Below are 17,862 nucleotides of genomic sequence, written 5' to 3'. Positions count from 1 at the left end.
TTTTATGCAATCAAATGGCTTTTAAACTCAAATCCATATTGTACACTGAGTGCGTTAAGGCTCCAGAAGAGATAAAATCCACTCCACAGGCAGCATATTCACTTATAGTCGTTTCGTTGATATTCCCTGAAGATTCGGACTGGCATTTGCCGTTAATCATTGCCACTGCTTTGCGGGTATCCTCGTAATTAAAATTGTCTATCAAAATTCTGTAAACACCCTCAGACTTTAAAATTTCTTCAATTTCAGCTAAATCTCTAGCTTCAACAATGATTTTTAAATCCAAGTTGTTTTCCTTTAAATAGGCTTTTGTTTTGTCGATAGCTTTTGTGATGCCTCCAGCAAAATCAATATGATTATCTTTGAGCATAATCATATCATATAAAGCAAACCGATGATTCACTCCTCCCCCAATGGTTACTGCCCATTTTTCGGCAGCACGAAATCCTGGTGTTGTTTTACGAGTATCTAAAATTTGGGTTTTTGTACCTTCTAGCAAACGAACATAGCTATTGGTTTTCGTGGCAATAGCTGACATACGTTGCATCGTATTCAACACCAAACGTTCTGATTTTAATATCGATTGCGAACTACCCGATATGTGAAAAACCACATCACCATAGCGCACAGGCGTTCCATCTTGTATAAAGGTTTCTATTTGTAAGGATGGGTCAACATAATTGAAAATCATTTTTGCCAAGGCAACACCCGCGATAATCCCATCTTCTTTTACCAGCAATTTTGCTTTTCCTGTGGCCGTTGACGGAATACAAGCTAAGGAGCTGTAATCTCCTGGGCCAACATCTTCACGAATACCATTGGCAATAAACAATTGTAACTCTTGTTGAAACTGTGCTTCTGAAATCATTCTCTTCTTTTTTTGTGGTGCTAAATTAATCAAAAACGATGGCAAAAGCTAGTCTAAAAACCAAAATAAACTATCAAAATTCCTCGAAAAAAAACCAGCAAAAACAAGGGTTTTCATTAGGCGTACCCCATTTTTTAAATCCCTCACTTTCACTATTTTCTGAATTACCGTTTTTATTTAAATAAATAAAAATAATAAATTTTTATTGTTTATCAATAAATTTTTATTATTTTTGAATCAACAAATCTAAAAAAACAAACTTTTATGGAAATCAGAATTAGCACCGAACAGCTACTCAAAATTCTATTTTATGTAGCCCTTTTCCTTTTTGTTGGCATTTGCATTGAGTCGGGAATGTACATTTTTAATGGCCTCTACACCTTCACTATCAATTCGTACAACGCCAATTTTTTGAGTCTAAAAGCACTCTATCAATTTGACCCTGGACATTATGGTGTAGTGATGCTGCTGTTAAGCATCGTTACCACTTTAAAAGCCGTACTCTTTTTTGTTATCGTAAAACTATTGCACGATAAAAACCTGAACCTTTATCAGCCCTTCAGCACAAAAATGTATCATTTTCTCTTAACCTTAAGCGGTTTAAGTGTCGTAATCGCCTTTTTCTCTAATTACGGTCTCAACTACTTGAAGTGGTTGCAAGAAAAACCTATTGCCCTTCCTGACTTGAGTACATTCGCAGTAGGCGGAGGCGATGTTTGGTTTTTTATGGGCATCATCTTATTTCTGATAGCAAAAATCTTCAAAAGAGGCATCGAAATCCAATCCGATAACGAATTAACCATATAATTATGCCTATAGTAGTCAACCTAGATGTAATGATGGCCAAAAGAAAAATGTCCCTCAACGAGCTTTCCGAAAAAGTAGATTTAACGCTCTCCAACCTTTCGATTTTAAAAACAGGCAAAGCAAAAGCCATTCGTTTTAATACCCTCGAAGCCCTCTGCAAAGCCTTAGAATGCGAGCCAGGCGATTTACTGGAATACAAAAAATAGATCAGTTGAAAGAAATACAAATAAATCAAAAAAATTAACCACATAGAAAATCATAGACAAACGCTAAATAAATAAAGAAACCAATAGAAATAGCACTATTTTACACATAGACCAGCTATGTGAATAGTAAAACGTCTATTTGTCCTTTTAAAAAGCCACATATCCTATGCTTCTCCTATGTGGTAAAAATTAACAACAAGAAGAAGCTTAGAAAAAATAACCGTTCTCAAACCATCACAAAACCTCGACTTATATATACAACAAGTCGAGGTTTTCAATTTTTAGAAGCACAAAACAAAAGGCTTATTTGTTAGTAGGGTACTTGCTCTCCGCTATATCTTTGTCTTTTTAAAGAAAAAAGACAAAGGATGCCGCTGCGATCAAGGCTAAGGAGCAGCATTGTTGCTTTTTTGGTTTCCAACCTACTAAATAGCACCATAGCTTTTTGATATTTTTAACGCAGCTTCATTACAGAAATAGTACCTTTGCAAAAAAATTGAAAGATGTCAAATAGTTACATAGGATACCATTTTACTATTGAACCCAAAGAATTAGGTTCAGAAATTCTAATTGCCGAGTTGGGCGAAAAAGCATTCGAAAGCTTTACTGAAACTGAAACAGGAATTGACGCCTTCGTTCAAAAAGACCTTTGGGAGGAAACTATTTTAGAGGATATTTTTATTCTACAATCCGAAGAGTTCAAGATTAGCTATACCTTCGAAGAAATCGAACAAATCAATTGGAATGAAGAGTGGGAAAAAAACTTTGAACCTATAGATGTAGATGGAAACTGTCACGTTCGCGCTCCTTTTCACCCAAAAACCGATGCCGAATTTGATATTGTCATCGAACCGAAAATGAGTTTTGGTACAGGCCATCACGAAACTACCCATATGATGATTCAGCATTTACTAGATATGGATGTTGCCGGTTTAAAAACACTAGATATGGGATGTGGTACTGCTATTTTGGCCATTTTAGCCGAAATGAAAGGAGCTCAACCTATTGATGCCATTGATATCGATAATTGGTGTTATTTGAATTCAATAGAAAACGCACAACGCAATAATTGTGAACACATTAGCGTTTACGAAGGAGATGCCGCTTTACTTGCAGGCAAACAATACGATTTGATTATTGCCAACATCAACAGAAACATTTTATTGAACGATATGCAAAGTTATGTTGATTGTTTGAATCCAAAAGGAACCTTATTATTGAGTGGTTTTTACGAAGAGGACATTCCGTTCCTAGATGCCTCTTGTACTGAAAAAGGACTAACTTTTGTAAAAAAACTACAAAGAAACAATTGGGTTTCGCTTAAATATAACAAGTAATCATTTTACACCATTCATAGTATAAAACATACCATTATGAGTACTAAAGAAAAAGTAAGAGAAAAAGTCAATATCAAGGAATTGCTAGGGCTCAACAATGAAATTATAGTATACAATGACGATGTTAACACTTTTGACCACGTAATTGAGACTTTAATTCGAGTTTGCGACCACACCCCTGAACAAGCAGAACAATGCTCGTTAATCATTCACTATAACGGAAAATGTACTGTAAAAACAGGGCCTTATGACAAATTGAAACCACAATGTACTAAGCTATTGGCCGCGGGTTTAAACGCTGAAATAGTCTAAGAAAAAAACTTTCATAAAAAAGCAGAATTATCAATACAATTGGTAGTTCTGCTTTTTCTTTTTTATATATTTGGTAAAAAAAAAGTACTTTATGGAAGAATACGGCAAAATATTGGTGTTTGTAATGCCTATATTTTTACTACTCATTGCGATTGAAAAAATTTACGGTCATTTTAAAGGTCAGGACACTGCACCCTATATGGATACGGTATCGAGTGTAAGTTCAGGAATGACCAATTCGGTCAAAGATGTTTTGGGGATTAGTGTTTCCATTCTAACTTATGAATGGCTTGAATCCCATATTGCCTTATTTCATTTGGAAGCCACTGTTTGGGCGTATATCATTGCTTTTATTTGTATTGATTTTTACGGATATTGGTCGCATCGTTGGGCACATCAAATTAATTTTTTATGGAACAAGCACGCTATTCATCACAGTAGTGAGGAATTCAATTTGGCTTGTGCGTTACGTCAAACCATTTCAAGTTTTGTCAATCTTTTTACGTTTTTGTTGATTCCAGCAGCAGTTTTAGGAGTTCCCTCAGTCGTAATTGCTATTACCTTACCCATTCATTTGTTTTTGCAGTTTTGGTACCATACCAAACACATCAAAAAAATGGGCTTTCTAGAAAAAATCTTAGTAACACCTTCTCACCATAGAGTGCATCACGCCATCAATCCAGAATATATTGATAAGAATCATTCCCAAATCTTCATTTTTTGGGACAAACTCTTTGGCACCTTCCAAGAAGAATTGGATGCAGTACCTCCTGTTTTTGGGATTACCCGACCAGCACAAACTTGGAACCCCATTAGAATTAATTTTCAGCATTTAGGATTGTTGATTTCAGATGCTTGGCGTGCCGAAAACTGGAAAGATAAACTCACCATTTGGTTCAAGCCTACAGGTTGGCGTCCAGAAAATTTTGAAGAAAAATATCCCGTTACTAAAATTAGCGATGTCTATCATTTTGAAAAATACGGCACACAGCATTCTAAAAAATTAATGTATTGGTCTATTTTTCAGGCCTTGGTTACTTTGCTTTTGATTACTTATATGTATGATTCTATAGGTACGATTGGCTTACCGCACGTGTTTGTGTATGGTGCCTTTATCTTTGTAACCGTATACAGTTACACAGAATTGATGGATGCCCGAAAAACGGCTGTCTTTTGGGAGGCTTTACGATTCCTTTTTGCAATGGGACTGCTCTATTTTTATGGTGATTGGTTTGGATTGACCCATTTATTACCCTTGAGTACCTTCATTTTAATCGGGTATTTTTCGATTTCCCTTGCTATGAGTATTTACTTTGTGGCTGTTGATTTTGAAAAAGAAAAAATAGCACTCGCCTAGTTGCTTTAACATATTTTAACCCGTTGGGTGAAATTCTAATTAAACAAAATTTAACCACATAGGAGCAGCATAGATTAAAAGCAAATCAACTAAGAAAAAACAGAAATAGCACTATTTCCCACAATAGATAAGCTATGCAATTAGTAAAACGTCTATTTATCTTTCTAAAAACTATAAATTCTATGCTTCTATCTAGAACTGAAGCATAGAAGTGTTAAAAAACAATTTCACCTAATGGTTTTATTCCAAACATATTTAATCTTTATTAAGTGGTCGTTTGACTGCTAACTACTTCTTGTGTCTTATGAAAACAAACAGCATCCTTAACAGCTACCTTATTTTTAGCCTACTCTACTTAGTATTACCTTTTATAGGACTAGATACTGTTAACTGGTATTTAAAGCCTTTTTTGTTGCCCTTTTTGCTAGGAACTGTTCTCCTTACAGCCGATTTCCAAGGCAAAAAATTATTGCTTAGCGCTTTATTGTTTTCTTGGATAGGAGATATCATTTTGATGTTTGCAGACAAAGCCGAAATTTATTTCATTTTAGGATTGGTTTCCTTTTTACTTTCTCACATCCTGTACATTGTCCTTTTTATCAGACAACCCAAATCAGCGATTAAAGGTAGTTCCGTTGCTTTGTATCTAGGAGCTATCCTGATTCTTGGTTACTTCTTTGGTATGGTTGGTCTATTGTTTCCGAAATTAGGTCCTTTGCAAATCCCTGTGATGGTTTACGCTGCAGTTATTACTACAATGCTCTTTGTTGCTTATAAAGGAAGTTTGACTTGGGAAAAACCAGCTGCTTATTTTATCCTAACAGGTGCCATTTTCTTTGTGCTTTCGGACAGTATTTTGGCTATTAATAAATTTTACCAACCATTAGCTCAATCTGGTTTTTGGATTATGAGCACTTACATCTTGGCACAGTTCTTTATTGTTTCAGGTATACTTCGCCTAAACCAAAAAAAGTAGTCTTTTCAGCATAGAAAAGACTACTTTTTTTATCAATTTTTAACTAAAATTCTATTCAGAAGCTTAATGAGGTAGTTTGTCTTTTGTCAATCCATAGACAAAAGTTCCTAAAAGTGCTCCCAATAGCACTAGCACCACTGGGAAAAAGCCAGCGCCTAGTAATATAAAGATAGGTCCAGGACAACAGCCTACAAGGGCCCATCCTAAGCCGAAAAGAATGCCTCCAATCCAATAGCGAGCTGACCCTTTTTCTTTGTCTTCAACTTGCATAAGAGTCCCTTTAATATTTTTGATTTGAAACCGTTTCACCAATTGCATTCCGATTAATCCAGTGGCTACGGCAACGCCAATTATACCATACATATGAAAGGATTGAAAGTGAAACATTTCGTAAATGCGGTACCAAGAAACGGCTTCCGATTTCGTTAAAACAATTCCGAATAGAAATCCAACGAGAAGGTATTTTAAAGCTTTGAACATATCGTAATTATTTTAAAAGTAAAGGCAACAAGAGATGCGCCATAATTAAACCACCAATAAAGAACCCAATTACCGCTTTTAGCGAAGGCAATTGCAAATTGCTTAAGCCTGTAATGGCGTGTCCTGAGGTACAGCCACCGGCATAACGAGAGCCAAAACCAATTAAAAACCCACCTAAAAGCAAAAGTGCTATTCCTTTTGGAGATTGAAACACCGAACTGCTAAAAAGCGCATCAGGGACTAATTTCCCAGCTGGAGCATCGATTCCTAATATTGCCAATTGCTCGACAGTCTGAGGATTGATTGCTACGTTGGTTGGAGCGCTCATATAATGCACCGCCACAAATCCACCTAGCATTGCTCCTAGTACCACTACTAAATTCCAGCGGGAAGCTTTCCAGTCAAAATCAAAGAAAGGCACTTTTTTGCCCGCACCAGCCAAGGTACATAAAGAACGAAGGTTAGAAGACATACCAAATGTTTTTCCAAAATAAACCAAAAGAAGCATGACGCATCCGATGATAAAACCAGAAACGTACCACGCCCAAGTTTGAGAAATAAAATCCATATACACTGTTTAATTTTCGGCAAAGATAGTAAGCAAATCTAAGTTTCATACAAAAAGTGCTTTTTTGAATTAAAATCGCATCTTGAAAATTCTGAGCGTAATTCAAAACAAAGTTTGCCTACCCTACATTTACTGTTTTTACTCTACTGCAAAGTAAAGGCTCGAAAATAGCGGAGATTTGGCCTTTATTGCCCTAGAAAACCTTTTATTGCTTCTAAAAATATGACATTTTATAAACTTGAAATTCCTACTCTCAACAACAGAAATAATCTCGAGTAGTAAAGTGTAAAGTGTTTATATTTGCTTTTGAAAAGCATTACAAAAGTTGGTATCATTCTTGTTTGACCCAAACAGCGTATCTACCCGAAACACTTGAAAAGAATACAAAATAATAACTTCTGACTATGAAAAAAATCTTTGGACTAGTAGCTAGTCTTTTTCTATTTGCCTCCTGCATCAGTACCAAATCGACTTTGAAAAATGTGGACAACAATGCGCCAGTTCCGCAACTTACCAAAAACAATACGTTTGTCATTACAGCCTTTAGTAAAGACAAAAAGTATGGGTATGACAAAGATTACCCTATCAATATCTTTTATCGTGGTACCAAAGACGATGTCATCAATCAGCAGCGCTTTTTGAATGCTTTGGCTGGGCCAAACGGGGAAGCGATTACTTTTTCGAAACTAGAAAGTTGTTGTCCTTTTCCTTCAAAAAATACGGAAATGGGTGCTGGATTTCTAGATGTCTATGAAATAAAATGGGAAGGACTTAAAAAACCTATATTGTTGTATTTGAACATCTATGAAAGAGGCCAATTGATGGTTCCTGTTGGCTTTAGCTTGAAGAAAAGTTAGGTTGCGTTTGCTGCAATGCTTAAGACTTTCTTAAATACTATGCTAAAAACACTATTTTAGTTCTTATTTATAATCAAAAATCGCAAAAGCTAATTACCTTTGCACACAAAATTTAAAAAAATGAACATACAACATATCCCGCAAATTAAGCATACCGATAGTGGTAATTTTTTTGTATTAGCTGGTCCTTGCGCCATTGAAGGAGAAGAAATGGCTTTGCGTATCGCAGAGCGTTTGGTTGGCATCACAGACAAATTGCAAATTCCATACGTATTCAAAGGTTCTTTCAAAAAAGCCAACCGTTCTAGAATTGATAGTTTTTCTGGAATTGGAGACGAAAAAGCCTTAAAAATTCTTCAAAAAGTTTCTGAAACGTTTGGCGTTCCAACCGTTACAGATATTCATACTAATGAGGATGCGGCTATGGCTGCTGCTTATGTAGACGTGTTGCAAATTCCAGCTTTTTTGGTAAGACAAACTGACTTGGTTGTGGCTGCTGCCAAAACGGGAAAAGTAGTCAACTTGAAAAAAGGACAATTTATGAGTCCAGAGAGTATGAAACACGCCGTACAAAAAGTATTGGATTGCCAAAACGAAAATGTAATGGTTACTGACCGCGGTACTATGTTTGGTTATCAAGACATGATTGTAGACTATAGAGGTATTCCAACGATGCAGCAATACGCTACAACGGTTTTGGATGTTACGCATTCTTTACAACAACCCAACCAAACCGCTGGTGTAACTGGAGGTCGACCAGATATGATAGAAACTGTTGCCAAAGCTGGAATTGCAGTAGGTGTAGACGGTATCTTTATTGAAACTCATTTTGACCCAGCTAATGCTAAAAGTGATGGCGCGAATATGTTGCATTTGGATTATTTTGAAGCTTTAATGACCAAACTTGTGGCTATTAGACAAACTATCAATCAATTTTAATTTATTTTATTTACTAGCCCCTTGAAAACATCGTATTATTATTTCGTTCTTTTTTTAACGAGTACAATTGCCTTTGCACAAGAAAGCACTCCTATAAGATACACTGCTCACAATAAAGGAAAGTTCTTTATCTCGTGGGGAGGAAACAGAGAATCCTATACCAAATCGGATGTTACCTTTACTGGTAAAGATTATCGTTTTACGGTAGCGGATATGAGAGCTCACGACAAACCCAAAGGTTGGCATATCGACTACATTAACCCTACCAAAATGACGATTCCACAAACGAATTTACGTTTAGGGTATTTTTTCTCAGATCATTATAGTGTGGCTATTGGTGTGGATCATATGAAATATGTGATGACCCAAGATCAAACGGCCAATGTAACAGGAACCATCAATTTACCTGCATCGGACCCTGGATCTGTGTTTAACGGTACTTACAATAACACTCCGGTTAACTTTACTGATGAACAGTTTTTAACTTACGAGCATACTGATGGTTTGAACTATATCAATACCGAAGTTTCCCGTCATGATGATATTTCTAAGTTATTCAAAATTGGGAATACGGACAAAATTCAGGTTAACTTGACAGAAGGAATTGGTTTTGGGGTATTGTATCCAAAAACAAATACCAAATTACTTGGAAAAGAACGTCATGATGATTTTCACGTATCCGGTTTTGGAACTTCCTTGAAAGCGGGTTTGAATATTACTTTCTTTAAATATTTCTATATTCAAGGAGAATTTAAAGGCGGTTATATCAACATGCATGACATCCGAACTACAATGAGTACGGACGACAAAGCATCACAAGATTTATTTTTTTTTCAGAGAATACTTGCTGTAGGAGGAAAATTTAGAATCTAAACTTTTACCGCAAAATGATATAAAAAAAATCTCCTTTTCAGGAGATTTTTTTTTATAATAACAGAATGGGCTAAAGCCCATTCCTATTCATTTTTTGTATAAAAATAACAATCCATTAAGGTTACAATGCTTTGCCTCTGCAATAATAGAATGGGCTAAAGCCCAATACATAACTCATTTTAATGAATGGGCTAAAGCCCATTCCTATTCAATTATTACAAAAAAATAATAATTAAATACGGCGATAAAAGGATGGGCTAAAGCCCATTCCTATTCAATTATTACAAAAAAAAATAATCGAATACGGCGATAAAAGGATGGACTAAAGCACATTCCTATTGATTTTTTTTTGCATAAAAAACAATAATCGATCACAATAGCAGAACGGGCTAAAGCCCATTCCTATTCATTTTTTTTGCATAAAATAACAATCCAATAAGGTTGCAATGTCTTGCCTTTGCAATAATAGAATGGGCTAAAGCCCAATACATAACTCATTTTAATGAATGGGCTAAAGCCCATTCCTATTCAATTATTACAAAAAAAATAATCGAATACGGCGATAAAAGGATGGACTAAAGCACATTCCTATTGAATTTTTACGAAAAAATAATAATACAACGGGCTAAAGCCCATTCCTATTCATTTTTTGCATGAAAATAACAACCCAATAAGGTTACAATGTCTTTGCTTCGGTAATTACGGCTAGTAAAATGTCGTGGTCGATATTTTCTAGGTTAAAATAACGTAACGATTTTACCGTATTTCGCTTCTCGCCAATCAAATGGGACTGATTTTGTTGCAATTGAAAACCTTTGGCGAAACCCAAATCGACAAATCCTTTCTTGTGATTGGGAGCGAGATAGCAAAAGGGTTTCTTTTTATAATACACATAAGGAATGCCCCATTTGAACAACACTTCACTTTCGGGTAGTTGTTGCTGAATCACCTGAAGTAAATGCAACATAATACTCTGGTACAAGTGCGGCTGATTAAAAATATAGGCTTCAGCGGGTTTCATCTTACAATCCTTTTTGATCCATCAAATACAACAAAGAAGCCATCGTAGCTGTTCCCAATTCCAATTCTCTTTTGTTGATGGCATCAAAGGTATCGTTAGCCGCGTGATGGTAATCAAAATAGCGTTGAGAATCGGGCTTGAGTCCTGCTTTGACGATGTGTTTGGATGCCAATGGGCCAATATCTGTTCCGCTATGCCCTTTTACAAAACTATGAATCAAATAAGGCTCAAATAACCCTTTCCAACTGCTAATTTTAGCAAACTCCTCGTCATTGCATTCGAATGAGAAACCTCTTGGCGAAAAGCCTCCCGAATCGCTTTCTAGTGCAAAAACGTGATTTTCTTTATTGGTTTGTGCCAATTCTGCATATTTTTTCCCTCCGCGGTTGCCATTCTCTTCGTTCATAAACAACACTACACGAATCGTGTTTTTGGGTTTAAAATTCAGCTGCTTCAAAATGCGTAAGGCTTCCATACTTTGCACCACTCCTGCTCCATCATCGTGAGAACCATCGGCTAAATCCCAAGAATCCAAATGACCGCCCACTACCATAATGTTTTCGGGGGTTTCACTTCCTTTCAATTCGCCCACCACATTATAAGACAACACATCGGCCATTTGTTCACAAGATTGTTTAAAATAGAATTGCAGTTGTGGGTTTTCTTTTAACTTCTTGCTTAACAAGTCCGCACCATTGGTACTGATGGCTGCTGTAGGAATCCATTGTGCTTGTGGTAAGTCGCCATAGCTTTGGTTACCAGTATGCGGAAAATCATCCAAACGCAAATTCATAGAACGTACAATCGTTCCCACCGCACCATACTTTGCTGCTTCTCTAGCGCCCGAAGAACGCTGGTCCACACAATGTCCGTAAGCTTTAAACGTTTCGATTTGTTCTGCGTCCATTGGGCGGTTATAAAAGACTATTTTTCCTTTCAAAGCCGTTCCCAAGCTTTCTAATTCTTTGATACTATGCACTTCGATTACGGGAGCTAGCAACCCCTTTTTAGGTGTAGCAATCGACCCACCCAAAGCACAAATTGGCACTTCAATTTTGTTTTTTCCATCTTTAATATAAGCGGTTTCTTTAGCACCACGCACCCACTTTGGCACCATTACTTCCTGCAAAAACACTCTATCTAACCCTAAGGTTTCTAATTGTGCTTTGGTGTATTGTACCGCTTTTTCAGCATTATCAGAGCCTGATAAACGGTGTCCGATTTGGTTAGAAAGATGGTCCAGCCATTGGTAGCCTTGCCCTTTGGTCAATGCGGATTGGTAAATGGCTTTGAGTTGCAACTCATCTGATGATTGCGAAAAAACGACTCCACCAAGGCTTAGCAATAGGGCTGTAAAAAAAGTTTTCTTCATAGTTATAGGTTGGTTTTGGAACATTATAGTTGATGGCAATTTCGGGAAAGTTTATGAATTATGAGGTAGGTTGGTTAAAGTTTAATCGGTTAATTGGTTAATCGTTTAGGGTTTGGGGTTGTTTAAGGTGGTTTAAGGTGGTTTAAGATTGTTTAAGATTGTTTAAAGTTTAATCGGTTAATTGGGATAATCGTTTAGGGTTAGGGATTGTTTAAAGTTGTTGTGGGTTGTGGGTTATCGGTTATCGGTTATCGGTTTTTAGAGCCTTCGGCTCTTTTCGATTTGCTGTTTGTGGACTGGACTGAAGTCCAGCCTTACAAAATGGGGCGAGCTTACGGCTCTTTATCGAATGTATAAGTTCCGTTGGAACGGAATTTAATACGTTGCGTTGAGCTAAATTATTTTCTTTGGGTTTCCTGCAAGGTTTTTTTCAACCTTGTAGGTATATGAAATACTTATAAAAACCTACACTATCTTGAAAGACCAAGCAAAAATAACTTCTGAAAAAGCGGTTAATGAAATTATTTTTACCACATAGAGTCATAGCATTTATAGTTTATTAAAAGAAAAAATAGACGTTATACTCTTCACATAGCTAACAAGGAGTGAAAATAGTGCTATTTCTATTATCCTTTAGCTGTATCTTGTTAATCTATGGCTCTACCCTGTACTTTAGCATCGAAGTGTCGTTGCCTTTTTTTATATCTCTGCAAGGTTTTTTTTAAAACCTTGTAGGCATAAGAACTAATTAGGAAAACCTACAAGGTCTAGAAAAAGACCTTGCAGGTTGGTAAAGTGATACTTCATTTTTAAATCGGTTTTTTTCAAAACTTCTTATGAAAATAAAACGTCTTACCTAGCCCCGATTACTATGATATATACAAACTAAAAATTTATTTATTTTTTAGTTTAAAAAAAAGACATAACAAGCCTTCGAATAAGAATTACACGAAGGTTTGTTGTGCCTTTCATAAGTTATTTTTAAAAAATACAGGTAATGTTACCTTAACTAATGTAGTGGTAACTGATAACAATGCTGTGGTAACTGGTGGTCCTATTGCAACTCTTGCTGTGGGTGCAACAGATAGCACTACCTTCTCAGCTTCACATACCATTACTCAAGATGATATCAATGCAGGATTTGTTTACAACTTGGCTTTGGTAACTGCTAAAGACCCAAATGACAAACCTGTAACTGATACTTCTTCTGACCCTACTCCTTGCATTACTTGTCCTAAAAATCCTGAGTGTACTGATTGTACTATTACTGAATTGAATCAAAACCCAAGTATTGACATCACAAAAGATGGTGTGTATGTAGATAGCAACAATGATGGTAAAACCAATGTAGGCGATATCGTTTCGTACAACTTTGTAATTAAAAATACAGGTAATGTTACCTTAACTAATGTAGTGGTAACTGATAACAATGCTGTGGTAACTGGTGGTCCTATTGCAACTCTTGCTGTGGGTGCAACAGATAGCACTACCTTCTCAGCTTCACATAGCATTACTCAAGATGACATCAATGCAGGATTTGTTTACAACTTGGCTTTAGCAACTGCTAAAGATCCAAATGACAAACCAGTAACTGATACATCATCTGACCCTACTCCTTGCACTACTTGTCCTAAAAATCCAGAGTGTACTGATTGTACTATCACTGAATTGAATCAAAATCCAAGTATTGACATCACAAAAGATGGGGTTTATGTAGATAGCAACAATGATGGTAAAACCAATGTAGGCGATATCGTTTCGTACAACTTTGTAATTAAAAATACTGGAAATGTAACTTTAACTAATGTAATAGTTACTGATAATAATGCTATAGTAACTGGTGGTCCTATTGCAACTCTTGCTGTAGGTGCAACTGATAGCACTACATTCTCAGCTTCACATAGCATTACTCAAGATGACATCAATGCAGGATTTGTTTACAACTTGGCTTTGGCTACCGCTAAAGATCCAAATGACAAACCAGTAACTGATACTTCTTCTGACCCTACTCCTTGCACTACTTGTCCTAAAAATCCAGAGTGCACTGATTGTACTATTACTGAATTGAATCAAAATCCAAGTATCGACATCACAAAAGATGGTACTTATGTTGACAGTAACAATGATGGTAAAACCAATGTAGGTGATATTGTTTCGTACAACTTTATAATCAAAAATACAGGTAATGTAACCTTGACTAATGTAACTGTAACTGATAATAATGCTGTGGTAACTGGTGGTCCAATTGCAACACTTGCTGTGGGTGCAACAGATAGCACTACATTCTCAGCTTCACATACCATTACTCAAGATGACATCAATGCAGGATTTGTTTACAACTTGGCTTTGGCAACTGCTAAAGATCCAAATGACAAACCAGTAACTGATACTTCTTCAGACCCTACTCCTTGCAGTACTTGTCCTAAAAATCCAGAATGTACTGATTGTACTATCACTGAATTGAATCAAAATCCAAGTATCGAGGTGGTAAAAACTGCAATTACAACAAGTTTTGCAAAAGTTGGAGATGTAATCAATTATATAATTACAGTTAAAAATACTGGAAACGTTACTTTGAACCAAGTAATGGTTAAAGACCCATTGACAGGTTTAAATGCAACCATTGAAGTATTAGCTACAGGTGAAACTAGAGAGTTTCCTCAAAGCTATACGGTAACACAAGAAGATTTGAACAAAGGCTCAGTGCTTAATGTGGCATCAGCTACTGGCAAAGATCCAAAAGGAGGTACTGTTTCTGATGAAGACAGCGAAATAGTTAGCGAAAAAGAAACTCCAATTGATGCTGTAAATGATACAGCTGGACCAATCGTAGGAATAAATCAAATTACAACTAATGTAATTAATGTTTTCACTAATGATACATTAAACGGAACTGCTGTTAATCCAAATGATGTGATACTTTCAACAGACAATTCTAACCCATACTTATATTTAAATGAAGATGGTTCAGTTGATGTATTAGCAAATGCACCAGAAGGCACTTTGACACTAACCTATCAAATATGTGAAAAATTGAACATCAGCAATTGTGATACTGCAACAGTAACTATTACAATTGTAAAACCAATTATGACGGTTAATGCAGAAGCTATTTGTATCAATGATGTGCCTTATTTAAAATACACTGCAACAGCAGTAAACTTTACTCCTACTAACGGTGTTACATTAACTTGGGTAGATGGAACTAACAAAATCGTTAGTACAATGGAAAATTTACCATTGAGCGGTCAAGTTTTATGGCCTGGTGCTACCGTTGACTCAAATGGTGTAGGAACAGATTGGCCTGGTTGGTTACTTGTTGATAATAAATGGATTCAAGGAGCAGATGGATTCGAAAACATTAGACCAACAGCATCTGTAACTTTTGCATTAAATCCAGAAGTAACTGTTATCGTAAATTATCCGCCTGCAGATCCATTCTGTACTTCAAGACCAACGTTTAAAATCGATGCTGTTGATGATACAGCTGGTCCGATAAATGGATTCTATGGAGAAATTAATGTGTTAAATGTTTTCACCAATGACACATTAAATACTGTTGCGGTAAATCCAAATGATGTTAATTTGAAAGAAATAGCCAACAGTTCTAATGGTCTATTAACCCTTAATGAAGATGGAACTGTAGATGTTAAACCAAATACACCTACAGGAACTTACACATTAACTTATCAAATTTGTGAAAAAGCAGATGCTAACAATTGTGATACAGCTGTGGTAACAGTAACTGTTGTTAATACGCCACCACCAGCGCCACCAATTCCTATATTTGCAGAAGATGATTTGGTATTAAATGTAAATGGTGCTTCAGGAGCTACAAACATTTTAAATGTTCTTACCAATGATTTCTTGGATAACAAAACACCAACGTTAAATACTGTTATCTTAACTCTTGTTACTCCAGACCCAACAGGAAGTTTAACATTAAACCCTGATGGTACTATAGATGTAAAACCAGGTACACCAGCAGGGACTTACACTTTTGTGTATCAAATATGTGAAATCGGTAAGCCAACAAATTGTGATACAGCTACGGTAACAGTAACTGTTATATGTAATGATTTCACCAAAGTTTATGGTAAAGTTACCAATGTAGATACAAATACTCCATTGGCTAATGTACCTATTACCTTAAAACCATTAAATGGAACTCCTGGACCAGTACTTTTCAGAGTTACTAAAGCAGACGGTTCTTACTCATTTGACAATATGGTAGCTGGAGAGTATGTTTTGCAAGTTCAAGATGCCAACTTGAATAGTGCTTACGAGTTATTCAACACTACTCCTAGTTTCTTGATTATTAAAGTTGAAAAATGTAATTACCTAATAAGAGACTTTGGCTACGGCAAAACAGATCTTCCTGTTTTAGGCGATTTTGTTTGGTATGATTTGAATAATAATGGTAAACAAGATGAATGGTATGATGCTAACAATGATAATTTGGTAACTCAAAATATTCCTGACGCTAATGGTGTAATTGACTACAGTAAATGGGAATGGATTGATTTCAACGGTGATGGAAGTTACAAAGGAGTTCAAAATACAGGAGAATTAAACGCTGCTGGTTTTGGAAACGGAACAACCGATATTCCTAACATTTATATCACTGGGCCTAATGGTTTTTCAAGAACTGTAACGATGGGAATTCTTGGATATTGGAGAACACGACCAGCAGCAGGAGCCTATGGTGAGTATAGAATTGAAATCAAAGAAGAACCTTTGTTGGAAGCAGCCTCACAAGCTATGGCTGCCACTGGTCTTGTAAAAGTATTACCATCAACAAGTAATAAAGAAATTAATCCAAAGCTATACAAAGCAACTAGTTATATTGATTGTGGTACTACAACAAACAATGTTCTTTTTGCTACGCTTACTGATCAAAAACTTGTAAATCTTGATATTGATTTTGGAATTAGCTGTAAAACTTTTGCAGGATTAGATGCTGTTGATGATACCTATAGCTTTGTACAGTGCAGTCAAACCGGTGTAATTGGAAATGTAATCACGAACAATGATTTGTTAAACGGAATTAAAGCTACTTCTACTGATGTTAACTTTAAAATCTTAACTGGTTCCAATCCATTCATCACTTTTGATAGTATTGGTAATGTGACTATCTTAAATGGAATAGCAGTTGGAAAATATGTATTTACTTATCAAATATGTAATAATCAATTCCCAACAGATTGTGATACGGCTACCGTTACCATAGAAGTAACTCCAATTGCTTCAATAACTATCAATAGTACTGCTTGTAATGCTGATACGTCTGTGATTGATTTGAATACCTTGCTTCCAACCAATATTCCTTCAGGTGGAGCTTGGATTGATTCAAGTAATTCATCTGCACTAAATGGAAGCATTTTTTCTCCTTTTGAACTAGCACTTGGAAATTATCAATTTGAGTACAAAATTACTAATGGAGATTGCCCACAAAGTGTTGTTATAGATATGAATGTTAATTTTGATTGTAAAGTTTTAGGATGTGGAACTGTAATTGTTCACAATGCCTTTACTCCAAATGGTGATGGTTTAAATGAGGTCTTTAAAATTGACAATATTGATGATACAATCTGCTATCCAGAAAATAGTATTGAAATATATAATCGTTGGGGCGTGTTAGTTTTCGAAACCAAAAACTACAACAATACATCTAATTATTTTGATGGTATATCTCGAGGAAGAACAACAATTAGCCAGTCATCAGGTTTACCAACAGGAACTTATTTTTATATCTTGAATTACACTTCTTTTGATTTAAACGGAAATCCAATTCAAAATAAAAAAGATGGTTATTTGTATTTATCAAAATAAATATGTAATTTACTCATAATTAAATACATAATATTATTTAAAAACCTATTAATCTAC

The 17,862-nt window shown here is 35.8% G+C and carries 15 protein-coding genes; 10 read left to right on the top strand and 5 right to left on the bottom strand.

Annotation, left to right across the window (positions count from 1 at the left end):
* Positions 1-10 precede the first annotated feature (10 nt).
* Positions 11-868 (bottom strand): carboxylating nicotinate-nucleotide diphosphorylase, encoded by an 858-nt coding sequence (gene nadC / locus FLAVO9AF_RS04030; protein ID WP_159684720.1) that lies wholly within the window; start codon positions 866-868, stop codon positions 11-13.
* 264 nt (positions 869-1,132) lie between these two features.
* Between nadC and FLAVO9AF_RS04025 the strand changes: the two genes are divergently transcribed.
* From FLAVO9AF_RS04025 to FLAVO9AF_RS04000, 6 genes are all read left to right on the top strand, one after another.
* Positions 1,133-1,675 (top strand): DUF2975 domain-containing protein, encoded by a 543-nt coding sequence (locus FLAVO9AF_RS04025; RefSeq protein ID WP_159684716.1) that lies wholly within the window; start codon positions 1,133-1,135, stop codon positions 1,673-1,675.
* A 2-nt stretch (positions 1,676-1,677) separates the two neighbouring features.
* Positions 1,678-1,881, top strand: coding sequence for a helix-turn-helix transcriptional regulator (locus tag FLAVO9AF_RS04020; RefSeq protein WP_159684713.1), 204 nt, complete (start codon positions 1,678-1,680; stop codon positions 1,879-1,881).
* Positions 1,882-2,384: 503 nt separating this feature from the next.
* Positions 2,385-3,218, top strand: a complete 834-nt coding sequence (gene prmA / locus FLAVO9AF_RS04015) for a 50S ribosomal protein L11 methyltransferase (protein ID WP_159684708.1) — start codon at positions 2,385-2,387, stop codon at positions 3,216-3,218.
* Positions 3,219-3,254: 36 nt separating this feature from the next.
* Entirely contained in the window at positions 3,255-3,530 is a 276-nt protein-coding gene (locus tag FLAVO9AF_RS04010; protein WP_159684704.1) for an ATP-dependent Clp protease adaptor ClpS, read from the top strand.
* Between the two features lie 91 nt (positions 3,531-3,621).
* Positions 3,622-4,887, top strand: a complete 1,266-nt coding sequence (locus tag FLAVO9AF_RS04005) for a sterol desaturase family protein (RefSeq protein WP_159684698.1) — start codon at positions 3,622-3,624, stop codon at positions 4,885-4,887.
* Between the two features lie 304 nt (positions 4,888-5,191).
* A complete protein-coding gene (locus FLAVO9AF_RS04000) occupies positions 5,192-5,863 on the top strand; it encodes a lysoplasmalogenase (RefSeq protein WP_159684693.1) in 672 nt (223 codons plus the stop codon).
* 63 nt (positions 5,864-5,926) lie between these two features.
* On the opposite strand, the gene FLAVO9AF_RS03995 is transcribed toward FLAVO9AF_RS04000, so the two are convergent.
* Positions 5,927-6,343, bottom strand: a complete 417-nt coding sequence (locus FLAVO9AF_RS03995; RefSeq protein ID WP_159684690.1) for a DUF6691 family protein — start codon at positions 6,341-6,343, stop codon at positions 5,927-5,929.
* 7 nt (positions 6,344-6,350) lie between these two features.
* Positions 6,351-6,911, bottom strand: a complete 561-nt coding sequence (locus FLAVO9AF_RS03990; protein WP_159684687.1) for a YeeE/YedE family protein — start codon at positions 6,909-6,911, stop codon at positions 6,351-6,353.
* A 404-nt stretch (positions 6,912-7,315) separates the two neighbouring features.
* Here FLAVO9AF_RS03990 and FLAVO9AF_RS03985 point away from each other — a divergent pair, with 404 nt between their 5' ends.
* From FLAVO9AF_RS03985 to FLAVO9AF_RS03975, 3 genes are all read left to right on the top strand, one after another.
* Positions 7,316-7,768 carry a 2-dehydro-3-deoxyphosphooctonate aldolase gene (locus FLAVO9AF_RS03985; protein WP_159684648.1) on the top strand — a complete coding sequence of 151 codons (453 nt, stop codon included), beginning with the start codon at positions 7,316-7,318 and terminating at the stop codon, positions 7,766-7,768.
* Between the two features lie 120 nt (positions 7,769-7,888).
* Positions 7,889-8,707, top strand: coding sequence for a 3-deoxy-8-phosphooctulonate synthase (gene kdsA / locus FLAVO9AF_RS03980; protein WP_159684644.1), 819 nt, complete (start codon positions 7,889-7,891; stop codon positions 8,705-8,707).
* Between the two features lie 21 nt (positions 8,708-8,728).
* On the top strand, positions 8,729-9,580 hold the full coding sequence (locus tag FLAVO9AF_RS03975) for a hypothetical protein (RefSeq protein ID WP_159684640.1): 852 nt from the start codon (positions 8,729-8,731) through the stop codon (positions 9,578-9,580).
* A 676-nt stretch (positions 9,581-10,256) separates the two neighbouring features.
* Here the strand turns inward: FLAVO9AF_RS03975 and FLAVO9AF_RS03970 are convergent.
* Positions 10,257-10,601, bottom strand: a complete 345-nt coding sequence (locus FLAVO9AF_RS03970; RefSeq protein WP_159684636.1) for a DUF1801 domain-containing protein — start codon at positions 10,599-10,601, stop codon at positions 10,257-10,259.
* A gap of 1 nt (position 10,602) precedes the next feature.
* Entirely contained in the window at positions 10,603-11,973 is a 1,371-nt protein-coding gene (locus tag FLAVO9AF_RS03965) for a M20/M25/M40 family metallo-hydrolase (protein ID WP_159684631.1), read from the bottom strand.
* A 1,017-nt stretch (positions 11,974-12,990) separates the two neighbouring features.
* Between FLAVO9AF_RS03965 and FLAVO9AF_RS03960 the strand changes: the two genes are divergently transcribed.
* The gene (locus FLAVO9AF_RS03960; protein WP_159684628.1) at positions 12,991-17,805 is read left to right on the top strand and encodes a gliding motility-associated C-terminal domain-containing protein; all 4,815 of its coding nucleotides are present in this window, start codon (positions 12,991-12,993) and stop codon (positions 17,803-17,805) included.
* Positions 17,806-17,862: the final 57 nt, after the last annotated feature.

Source organism: Flavobacterium sp. 9R (assembly GCF_902506345.1).
Lineage (GTDB): Bacteria > Bacteroidota > Bacteroidia > Flavobacteriales > Flavobacteriaceae > Flavobacterium.
This window is presented reverse-complemented; position numbering and strand designations above follow the sequence as displayed.

Bases quoted from the DNA above. Each gene is read 5' to 3' on its own strand.
- FLAVO9AF_RS03995 (WP_159684690.1), bottom strand. From the start codon at position 6,343: ATGTTCAAAGCTTTAAAATACCTTCTCGTTGGATTTCTATTCGGAATT.
- FLAVO9AF_RS04010 (WP_159684704.1), top strand. From the start codon at position 3,255: ATGAGTACTAAAGAAAAAGTAAGAGAAAAAGTCAATATCAAGGAATTG.
- kdsA (WP_159684644.1), top strand. From the start codon at position 7,889: ATGAACATACAACATATCCCGCAAATTAAGCATACCGATAGTGGTAAT.
- FLAVO9AF_RS03965 (WP_159684631.1), bottom strand. From the start codon at position 11,973: ATGAAGAAAACTTTTTTTACAGCCCTATTGCTAAGCCTTGGTGGAGTC.
- FLAVO9AF_RS04005 (WP_159684698.1), top strand. From the start codon at position 3,622: ATGGAAGAATACGGCAAAATATTGGTGTTTGTAATGCCTATATTTTTA.
- FLAVO9AF_RS03985 (WP_159684648.1), top strand. From the start codon at position 7,316: ATGAAAAAAATCTTTGGACTAGTAGCTAGTCTTTTTCTATTTGCCTCC.
- FLAVO9AF_RS04000 (WP_159684693.1), top strand. From the start codon at position 5,192: ATGAAAACAAACAGCATCCTTAACAGCTACCTTATTTTTAGCCTACTC.
- FLAVO9AF_RS03990 (WP_159684687.1), bottom strand. From the start codon at position 6,911: ATGGATTTTATTTCTCAAACTTGGGCGTGGTACGTTTCTGGTTTTATC.
- nadC (WP_159684720.1), bottom strand. From the start codon at position 868: ATGATTTCAGAAGCACAGTTTCAACAAGAGTTACAATTGTTTATTGCC.
- FLAVO9AF_RS04025 (WP_159684716.1), top strand. From the start codon at position 1,133: ATGGAAATCAGAATTAGCACCGAACAGCTACTCAAAATTCTATTTTAT.
- FLAVO9AF_RS03970 (WP_159684636.1), bottom strand. From the start codon at position 10,601: ATGAAACCCGCTGAAGCCTATATTTTTAATCAGCCGCACTTGTACCAG.
- FLAVO9AF_RS04020 (WP_159684713.1), top strand. From the start codon at position 1,678: ATGCCTATAGTAGTCAACCTAGATGTAATGATGGCCAAAAGAAAAATG.
- prmA (WP_159684708.1), top strand. From the start codon at position 2,385: ATGTCAAATAGTTACATAGGATACCATTTTACTATTGAACCCAAAGAA.